Below are 3,025 nucleotides of genomic sequence, written 5' to 3' on the forward strand. Positions count from 1 at the left end.
CAGCAAAGATCATGATTTGTTCTCCTAGGAGTAAAATGGTGATAGCACTAGGGGTAAGTATCTTTAAAAAGAAGGTAATCTTGAAATCTTAGACTTCCTTTTTTTTGGTGTAAACCCTTTTCTTCACTTTTCCTTTTTGCCCCCATCCCGATATTTATTGGGACCTAGGACATCGCTTTTTTTTTCCCCGAGCGGCGGTGCAGGGAAATTTGTTAAATGATGAGGATCAGAGAAGCATCTTGCAAGGGGCTATTGATGTTCAGCTCGCTTCGGGGCTTTTGGTCGAAGGGGATCCGAGAATACGGCTTATGAAAAATTGGCATAAAAAAAAACCTCAGACCATACCGACCTGAGGTTATAGAAACAATGTATTGCTATTTTACTTCACATCTTCCAAGGTGTTGTTGATTACCAATTTCAGGTGCTCCTTGTGTGCCTTTGAGGAAATATTTCCCGAAGTATTGTTCACTTTGGTTTTGATATAATTCAGGTTATACAAAGCGGCAGACTTGGCAAAGTTGTTATACCTGTTGCTTTGTGGTCCCGTCAGCATTCCTTTCAGGGTATTGACATATTCTATCTGCAAGTTTTGTCTGAAAGTGTTGACATTCCCATTGATGTCCGCATCAAAGACAGCTTTGGTCAGATCATTCATATACGTTGCCATGTTGTATTCATTGCCATACAATTCTGAATCAACCATTCTTTGCAAAGTATTGGGATGCGTCATGTGGGCCAATACGTTCCTTTGCGAATTCAATACCTGTTGGTGGATTTTTGGATCTTCCGGTCCGCCAAAGAAATTGAAGCCCCTTCTTTGTCTTGCCAAATAATTGATCAAGTCATCCGGAATCTGATAGGCGTTTGGTGCCAACATGTATTTGCTGATGGCATCCAAAGCTCTTTTTTGATCCTTTAGACTTACGGGAGTATAAGGTTGAGTAGCCCCTTCTTGGCCTGCCATGGCACGGTCCACATAAACACCACCGATATACCTTGACATTACTCCACCGGCAGTAGCGTAGGTCCCCATAAGGACACTGTATGCCTGCGTCAATTCTTGGTAAGATTGTCCATCTGTTGAATATTTTTCTTTGATACCTTCCATCAGTTTTTTGGAAGTTTCCATCATGTGAATGGAATATGCAATCTGATCATTGGACAGGTCACCGATCATCACCCTTGGGTCAATGGCTTTTCCCGGTGCCCTCATGTCATCTGCATCATTGCCAAAAGTCAGTTCAGGCTTGGTAGAAAGTGCCAAAATTGCATCCAATTCAGCTTGGGATTTGACTTGAGTATAGCCTGCCTGTATCGCCCAAACATCATAAGGTCCAACAGTAGTGGAGAAATAATGCCCCTGAGTACTCTTATCAGGAGATATGTTGATGGCAAGATAATCCATCACAGAACCTGAAAGGGCTTTACCTTCGATGACATTCTTATCAGCCAATTCTTTTGGAGAAAAAAGCTGGGAGGCTTTCATATTGTGGTTAAGACCCAAAGTATGTCCAACCTCATGCATAAGCAATTCTGCCATAGCTTCTTTTTTCATTCCTTCCATTTCCATATCGGAAGCACCATGAGCTCTAAGGAAAGCCTGACCAAACATCATGTTGTTTTGTAGGTGCGCACCTACAAAACAAAAGTGAGGCTGATTGCCATGTGAAGATTGATTTTCCAAAGCTGCTTCTTCACCAAAAAGTTTGTCATATACCACTCTATTGGTATGGTATACAAATTCCAACATGATGTCTGCTCCCAAAATCTGTCCTGTCCTAGGATTGACAAAGCTAGGTCCATAACCGCCAAAAGGAGGATTTGGTGAACTTGTCCACCTCAATACATTGTATCTGATATCTCCTGCATCCCAAGCTGCATCATCAGGCTGGATTTTTACCTGAACAGCATTTTTGAATCCAGCTTTTTCAAATGCTTTGTTCCATTCAAGGACTGCATCCATGATGGTACCTCTCCATTCCATAGGCGTGGAATTTTCTATCCAAAATACAATCGGCTCGACAGGTTCTGAAACAGCTGCATTTGGGTCTTTTTTTCTCAAATCCCATCTATGGATCAAATCTCTGTAAGGAGTTGCACTTGCAGAAGTCATGTCAGTCACTTCCGTGGTGAAAAAACCTACCCTTGGGTCATCGAATCTAGGTTCATAGCCGTTGTCCGGCAATTCAATCAAGCTATGGAAAACCTTGATGCTCACATTCCTTCCATCAGTCACAGCAGAAGAGCCACCGTTCAAGACAGAGGGATTGTTGTAAACATATTCTACAGCGAGGTCTGTATTTTTTTCATAACTCCTGACAGCAAGGACTTTTGTTTTTTCACTGTCAAGGTTCCCTAACCTGAATGCCATGGGAGACTCACCGGGAAATGGAGGGTTTTTGATTTGGGAGAAAGTTTCCTTTAGGAAAAGGTTATCTGCTTTGATAAGGATTGTTCCCTTCTCGGCATCTTCAGCTTCGATTTTGGCGCTTGCCATGATTCCTGGGCTGATATTGGCATCCGCTGATCTGCTCAGTGGATTTTCAGGATCGAAATAATGTGAAACGTTTTGCTTCACAAATTCCACTCTATTGAAATACCTGACTATTTTGAAAATGTTGTTTTCGCCATAAGCACCTCTAAAGGTTCCGGCATCTGTAACGCCATCCCCGATCTGAGCAAAATAGATAAACTCTTTGCCTAATTGCTCTTTGCTGACTTCCATTTTCAGTTCACCACTGACAGTATCCTGGTAAAAAGTGAATAGGCCTTCAAATTTATGGTTTCCCTTTGTAAGGTCGGCAATTGTTTTTTTCTCAGGCTTTTTTTCTGGAGCAGGAGCTACAGCTGCAGGTGCATCAGATTTCTTTTTCTTTTTTTGTGCCAAAGCCTCATGCTCTGGAGCCATTAGGGCCATAAGCAGCAGAAAAACTGCAGTGGTTAAATTTCGTGTGGTTCTTAACATAATTGAGTTTTTTTTTAAACAGCTAAAATAGCATAAGTTCTAATTAGCAGAGAAAAAAAA

The 3,025-nt window shown here is 41.7% G+C and carries 1 protein-coding gene; it reads right to left on the minus strand.

The window, feature by feature from the left end:
- Positions 1-379 precede the first annotated feature (379 nt).
- Positions 380-2,965, minus strand: a complete 2,586-nt coding sequence (locus tag ACZFYI_RS18160; RefSeq protein ID WP_462525540.1) for a zinc-dependent metalloprotease — start codon at positions 2,963-2,965, stop codon at positions 380-382.
- Positions 2,966-3,025 lie beyond the last annotated feature (60 nt).

The sequence above is a fragment of the Aquiflexum sp. genome, from assembly GCF_977115555.1.

What these genes read in the sequence shown, in the direction of transcription:
- ACZFYI_RS18160 (WP_462525540.1), bottom strand. Translation starts at nt 2,965, where the DNA reads ATGTTAAGAACCACACGAAATTTAACCACTGCAGTTTTTCTGCTGCTT.